Origin of the sequence: Microcoleus sp. S28C3, from assembly GCF_036700785.1 — a bacterium.
Lineage (GTDB): Bacteria > Cyanobacteriota > Cyanobacteriia > Cyanobacteriales > Microcoleaceae > Microcoleus > Microcoleus asticus.
On record NZ_JAUBPO010000194.1, the window covers coordinates 1 to 6,328 of the forward strand.

Sequence of the window (6,328 nt, forward strand, 5' to 3'; positions counted from 1 at the left end):
CAAAATTGGGACGTATTCTCCGCTTATAAAGCCAGTTTAGGCTTTGTTTGGGCTTAAAATTTGTTTAAGTCCCGTTACTGCGTTTGTTGCCAGCCCCAGAGAATGAGTGCAACGACTTTCCGACGCTAGGCAATTTCTTTATTGTGGCGACACACGCTGATCCGAGTATCCCTGACGATGAGCTTCCCAAAATTCTCAATAAAGCTTCAGCCAGACTGTATAAAGAACTTGATGAAACTGCTATAGAGTTTCGTCGGAAGCTAACAAAGCGGGATATTATCAAGGAAGATGTGCAAAAGCGTTTGTTCACTTTCTGGTCAGAAAGGCCGGATCGCTGTCAGCGTCTTTTTGATGATTTAACTCAACTCCTCTGCGAGACTCTTCCTAAACCAGTCATCTCTCGTATCGACCGCGAAATTAATGCGGTCAAAAAGGACAAAAAACAAGAATACGCTAACTCGATTGAGCAATATCAAACAACTGTTGCCAAAATAGAGGAGTATCGAAAGGAGCTCGGCAAAGCGGAGAAAAATGAACCTGAACGTCAGCGAGAAATGCGGGAAAAACGCAGTCAAGTGAGCAAACAAATTAAGGAATTAGAGAAAGATACCCGCAAATCATTTCAGACCTATGCGGAAAAAAAGATCGAGGTAGAGTTTATAGAACAAATGATTCGCCAGAGATACGACAAAAAGAAAGAGGCTCAAGAATACGCTCCCGGTTATTTAGTCGATCTGCTGCAAAGTCATTTAGAAAGTCGAATTAGTGTCAATTCTGAAAAACTCAAGGCTGAGATTGACGCTTTTCTGGAAAAATACCCCGTGCCTAAACTTCCCAACAAAGATGGAATAGTAGTATCTATTCCCTTCGATACAAAAGGAGCTTTTCTTGGTGGGATAGCAGGTTTAGGTACTTATGGTGCTTTAGCCGCTTGGGCAGCAGGCCTTGGCAATCTTGGCAGCTATATCTTAGTAGCGAAATTAGTCAGTCTTTTGTCAGCACTTGGTATTAGTATCGGTGGTGGCACGGCAACAGTAATTTCTTTCGTAGCTGCGATTGGTGGCCCAATAGTTCTAGGGATCGGTTTAGCTGCTGGACTGGCTTCTTTGGTGTGGAACTTATTTGGGGAAGCTTGGCAGAAGCGGTTAGCAAAAGAAATTCACCAACAATTCAAAAAACAGGGTGTTGTTGATAAATTCTTAGGAGGAATCGACCAGTATTGGCAAGAGACAGCCACAGCCTTTGATAAAGGTGCGGATGCAGTTGAAGCAAAATGTAAACAGTCTCTTAAGCATCTGCATGAAATTACTTCACCTGATACCCAGTCAAAAGAACGAATTGAAGAGATTATCATAAATCTGGAGAAACTCAGGGTTTTTTTCGCCAACATTCCTTGGGATACCCAGAGAGAATGTTTGTAAAAAAAACCAGCGGTTCTCGTGGCAAACAACCAAAACCCAATAAAACGGCGTATTGAACGGGTAGTTTTAACTAGGCGATCGCCCTTTTTTTATCACATCCCCAAGTACGATCGCCCTTCCTGAACCGATGTGCGATCGCACTTTCCATTTATCCCCTAGATCGCAGTTCATCAAATTCTGCTTCTGAATCTTCTTTAGTAAAAATTACATCCTCATAAATAGCATCAATACCTGTGTGAAAATCTACGCTAGCCAAGTGTAGTTCGCTTCCTTGATTATAGGAATACAAAACCCAAAAGCCGTCAGCATTAAGGCGAAAACACTCTACCCTCTGCCGTTTTTGGCTAATTAACACATACTCTTGAAGCGTTTCTAATTCTTGATAGTCAGCCAACTTATCGCCCCATCGAACCCTTCATTACCATTTGACAAAACCTCGACAATTAAACGAGTATATCTTTTAAAAGATTGAAATGCTTTGTCCCGTCAAAAGTATTTCCCAAACAGTCAGAAGACAATTATTAGATGGCTGCATGAAATTATTGCGTACTTTTATCGTAGAAAAACCAGTGGGGTGGTCGAGGGAATTAATAATAAGCTGAAACTGATTAAACGTTCGGCTTATGGATTCAGAAATTTTTAAAACTTTCAATCCCGATGTTTACTGAAATGGCATTTTAGCTAAAAATATAGAATATTTTATCCTAAAAGTAAAAAAAATAATGCTTTCATTGTTGTGGCTCTTCCGGGCGAAGATGGGGAAATATTTGTCTTGGAACGCGAACACTTGCTCGACTACTGGCAGAAGTGGTTAAAACGGCTAAAGTTTTTTGTAGACAAAGCTGCTTGATAAATCGAGAAATAGTTAGGGTCAAGCTGAGGTGGCCAGTTCAACCCCTAACTATTTAATTTTAATATCCAATTTGCAAAGTCACAGAAGCTTCTACCTGCTGTTCTCCTCCCACCACTGGCGTTGTGGCATCAGCAGCAGCGCGAGCACCAGCAAGTTGCCGATACATAGGAGTAGGAGGCGGCGGGCTCGCACCGTTGACTTGAATGCCCAGAATCTCTCCCCGCTTCAGGTTGAGCGCGCTAAAGACTGCATCCGCTTGCACTTGAGCGTCTTGAGTTGCTTTTTTGAGTGCTTGTTTTTGAGCTTGTTCGATCGCACTGTCGGCGGCCACAAAGCTCACACCTTGAATTCGCGTTGCTCCCGCTTGCACTGCATCGTCGAGCAAAGTGCCAGCAGATTGAGTATTAAGGCGAAAACTGACGGTATTTGTAGCAATATACCCTGTTAGGCGCTGCTGGTTGTTTTCGTAGCTGTAAGTCGGGTTCAGGGTGATGCCAGTCGTTTCGAGTTTTTCCACTTGGCGCGATCGCAGCAATGCTACCACCGCGGACGATCGCCTCGCCGCTTCCTGCTGCACCTCTGCTGCCGTTTTCCCCTGCACCTCAACCCCCAAAGCAACTTGAGTTTGGGTTGTCGGAATTGCTTCCACACCCCGCCCAGTGACACTCAGCGTTCTCATCCGCTGTTCTTGAGCAGCCGCCGGATCTAATCCCGCGAAACTGACGAGAGTTAAGGTTAAACACAACGCTGTTAACAGACTGCGGAAATTAATGCGATCGCCACGTTGCAAATTTGAATTCATAAACTTGATGCTCCTCACATACGACAGATGCTATACTTTACCTTCTCACTGAAATTGCTAAATATCCGGCTTGTTACATTTTTAGCAACTAAAAAAATTATTAGTCATTAGTTATTAGTCATTAGTTATTAGTCATTATTATATGCAATCCTTAAAACAAGTAGCCCGCCGACTAAAAAAAGAGACTTACGCTGTTTATTTAGCCAGTATAGACCAGAGAGTACCTTGGTACGCCAGACTTTTAGCAGCCCTTACGGTTGCCTATGCTTTTAGCCCGATCGACTTAATTCCTGACTTCATACCGATTCTCGGTTATTTGGACGATTTGATAATTGTACCTGTGGGAATTTGGCTGGTACTGAAGATGATTCCGCCACAGGTTTTAGCCGAGTGTCGCCAAAAAGCAGCCGCCCAAATACAGCGAGGAAAACCGATAAATCGGGCTGCGGCTGCTGTAATTATTGCCATTTGGATTGGATTGGGAATATTAACTGCATTGTGGCTGAAACAAATATTTAAACGTTAAAAAAATTACCTATCTAGTTATAGTGTCTGGTGCGCATTGCGCACCTTACCTTAAACAACTCGCTTAACCCGAAAATATTTAAAGTTTCAATAATCACCGTTCTAGTTATAATATATAGTGCGCTAGGCGCACCTTACCTTAAAAAAACTCGCGGTATCGCATACCAAGTATTATTTACCCCTTAAAAAAATAAACTAACTTTCTAGCTATGACTCAAACTACTGATTTCCTCAGCCACCTCAACCCATCTCAGCGCCAAGCAGTCGCCCATTATAACGGGCCGCTGTTAGTAGTAGCGGGCGCTGGTTCGGGCAAAACCAGAGCTCTAACTTACCGAGTTGCTAACTTAGTTCGCACGCATCGAGTCGATCCTGAAAATATTCTGGCGGTGACATTTACGAATAAAGCCGCCCGGGAGATGAAAGAAAGAATTGAGAAATTGCTGGCAACTCAGCAAGCTGAAGCGGAATATGGCAAACCTTTGGTAGAGTTAGCCCCGAATGTGCAGACAAAATTGCGATCGCAAATTTACCAGAGAATTACCAAACACATTTGGATGGGGACTTTTCACTCTTTGTGCGGCCGCATTCTCCGCTACGATATAGAGAAATATCAAGACGAAAAAGGCCGCCAGTGGAAGAAAAACTTTTCGATTTTTGACGAATCAGATGCTCAAAGTCTTGTCAAACAAATAGTCACAAAAACCCTGAACCTCGACGACAAGAAATTTGACCCGCGGAAAGTCCGCTATGTCATCAGCAACGCTAAAAATAAAGGGTTGTCGCCTCAAGAATACCAAGCAGCAGAACCGGATTATCGAGGTCGCGTGATTGCCGATGTTTACAGTCGCTACCAAGACGCTTTAGCAGCCAACAATGCCTTAGATTTTGACGATTTAATCCTTGTTCCCGTTAAACTTTTGAGCCAAAACGAGGAAGTATTAAGTTACTGGCATAAAAAGTTTTGCCATATTTTAGTTGACGAATACCAAGATACTAACCGCACTCAATACGATTTGATTCGGATGTTGGTGACAAATAATGCCGACCCGAAAAGCTTCGATAAATGGCAAAACCGCTCGATTTTTGTCGTGGGCGATGTCGATCAATCAATTTACAGCTTTCGCATGGCAGATTATACCATATTGCTGGAATTTCAAGAAGATTTTGGAGATAGTTTGTCCGACGATAAAACTCAGACAATGGTAAAACTAGAGGAAAATTATCGATCGCGCGAAAACATCCTGCAAGTCGCGAACCACTTGATCGAACACAATACCGAACGCATCGAGAAAATTCTGCGCCCGACTCGCGAACCGGGAGCTCCGATTGTTGTCTGGCGCGCCGACAACGAATTAGAAGAAGCGGAATTTGTAGCAGGTCAAATTCATTCCTTGAAGCGCCAAAACTCCGAATACGAAAAGGGCAGTAACTTTGCGATTCTCTACCGCACAAACGCTCAATCTCGCTCCTTTGAAGAAGCATTAATGCGTTTAGACATTCCTTACAATATTGTCGGCGGGCTGAAGTTTTACGATCGCAAAGAAATCAAAGATATCCTAGCATACCTGCGGGCGCTAGCCAATCCAGACGATAGCGTCAGCCTCAAACGCATCATCAATACTCCCCGGCGTGGCATTGGCGATACCACATTTTCCAAAATCGAAGACGCTGCAACTCAGTTAGGCATTCCGTTGTGGGAAATCCTCAGCGATGAATCTTCTGTCAATACTCTCGCAGGGCGATCGGCAAAAGCTATTATTAAGTTTGCCGAAATGATTGGTCGTTGGCAATCGCAAGTTGAAACTCTGCCGGCTTCGCAAATTGTCCAAGGAATTATCCAAGATTCAGGCTACATTGAAGATTTGAAAAACCAAGGAACCGAGGAAGCAGAAAACCGCATAGAAAACGTCAGAGAATTGTACAATGCTGTGCTGCAATTTGAAGAACAAAACGAAGAACCGACGCTGACATCATTTTTAGCAAAAGCATCTTTAGCATCCGATTTAGATGACTTGCAGGAAGAAGATTCCCGCGTGTCGCTGATGACCCTGCACTCCGCAAAAGGGCTAGAATTTCCCGTGGTATTTTTAGTCGGAATGGAACAGGGTTTATTTCCGAATTTCCGCAGTTTGGACGACCCGAAAGCGATCGAAGAAGAACGCCGTTTGTGCTACGTCGGCATCACTCGCGCCCAGGAATTGCTATTTCTCACCCACACTCGCGAACGCCGCCTTTGGGGAGGTTTCCGGGAACACTGCACCCCTTCGCTATTCTTAGGAGAATTGCCGACACATTTGCTGGCTGGAAGTGCGAAGAAAACTCCAGCGGGGAAAACGGCTGCATCTAAGGGAAAAACTAATAATTCCGCAGCTAATGCCGGCAGTTCTCAACCGGGAAACAATGGACAATCGGCGGATTGGCAAACGGGCGATCGGGTTTTTCATCATGCTTTTGGAGTTGGAGAAATTACGCACGTTTTAGGGGCGGGCGACAAAACTAATCTGGCAATTAAGTTTTCGGGTTTGGGCAGAAAAATCATCGATCCGAGAACAGCTAAGTTGCAGCGAGTGTAAGTGAAAATATCAGAGTTTGCGGCGGTTGAAACCGCTTCAATAAACAAGATTACCTCCATTCGCAAAGTATATTGCAACTGGAGTTTAGACTAAGCACAAATTTACTCAGAAGGAGCTGAGTAGAAATTATGGTGAATTTAGAGAGAGATTC

Annotated in this window: 5 protein-coding genes and 1 pseudogene; 4 read left to right on the plus strand and 2 right to left on the minus strand. The window is 43.9% G+C overall.

The window, feature by feature from the left end; all coding sequences use genetic code 11:
- Positions 1-143 precede the first annotated feature (143 nt).
- A complete protein-coding gene (locus QUA13_RS31015) occupies positions 144-1,421 on the plus strand; it encodes a hypothetical protein (protein ID WP_333204754.1) in 1,278 nt (425 codons plus the stop codon).
- Positions 1,422-1,569: 148 nt separating this feature from the next.
- On the opposite strand, the gene QUA13_RS31020 is transcribed toward QUA13_RS31015, so the two are convergent.
- Positions 1,570-1,815 (minus strand): Uma2 family endonuclease, encoded by a 246-nt coding sequence (locus QUA13_RS31020; protein WP_333204755.1) that lies wholly within the window; start codon positions 1,813-1,815, stop codon positions 1,570-1,572.
- A gap of 99 nt (positions 1,816-1,914) precedes the next feature.
- On the opposite strand from QUA13_RS31020, the pseudogene QUA13_RS31025 reads away from it, so the two are divergent.
- Positions 1,915-2,064: pseudogene (locus tag QUA13_RS31025) on the plus strand (transposase); the annotation flags it as partial.
- A 268-nt stretch (positions 2,065-2,332) separates the two neighbouring features.
- On the opposite strand, the gene QUA13_RS31030 reads toward QUA13_RS31025, so the two are convergent.
- Positions 2,333-3,076: an SIMPL domain-containing protein gene (locus QUA13_RS31030; protein WP_333193148.1), complete on the minus strand. Its 744-nt coding sequence runs from the start codon at positions 3,074-3,076 to the stop codon at positions 2,333-2,335.
- A gap of 142 nt (positions 3,077-3,218) precedes the next feature.
- Here QUA13_RS31030 and QUA13_RS31035 point away from each other — a divergent pair, with 142 nt between their 5' ends.
- Positions 3,219-3,602, plus strand: a complete 384-nt coding sequence (locus QUA13_RS31035; RefSeq protein WP_333204757.1) for a YkvA family protein — start codon at positions 3,219-3,221, stop codon at positions 3,600-3,602.
- 208 nt (positions 3,603-3,810) lie between these two features.
- Entirely contained in the window at positions 3,811-6,177 is a 2,367-nt protein-coding gene (pcrA, locus tag QUA13_RS31040) for a DNA helicase PcrA (protein ID WP_333204759.1), read from the plus strand.
- Positions 6,178-6,328: the final 151 nt, after the last annotated feature.

What these genes read in the sequence shown, in the direction of transcription:
- QUA13_RS31030 (WP_333193148.1), bottom strand. Translation starts at nt 3,076, where the DNA reads ATGAATTCAAATTTGCAACGTGGCGATCGCATTAATTTCCGCAGTCTG.
- QUA13_RS31035 (WP_333204757.1), top strand. Translation starts at nt 3,219, where the DNA reads ATGCAATCCTTAAAACAAGTAGCCCGCCGACTAAAAAAAGAGACTTAC.
- pcrA (WP_333204759.1), top strand. Translation starts at nt 3,811, where the DNA reads ATGACTCAAACTACTGATTTCCTCAGCCACCTCAACCCATCTCAGCGC.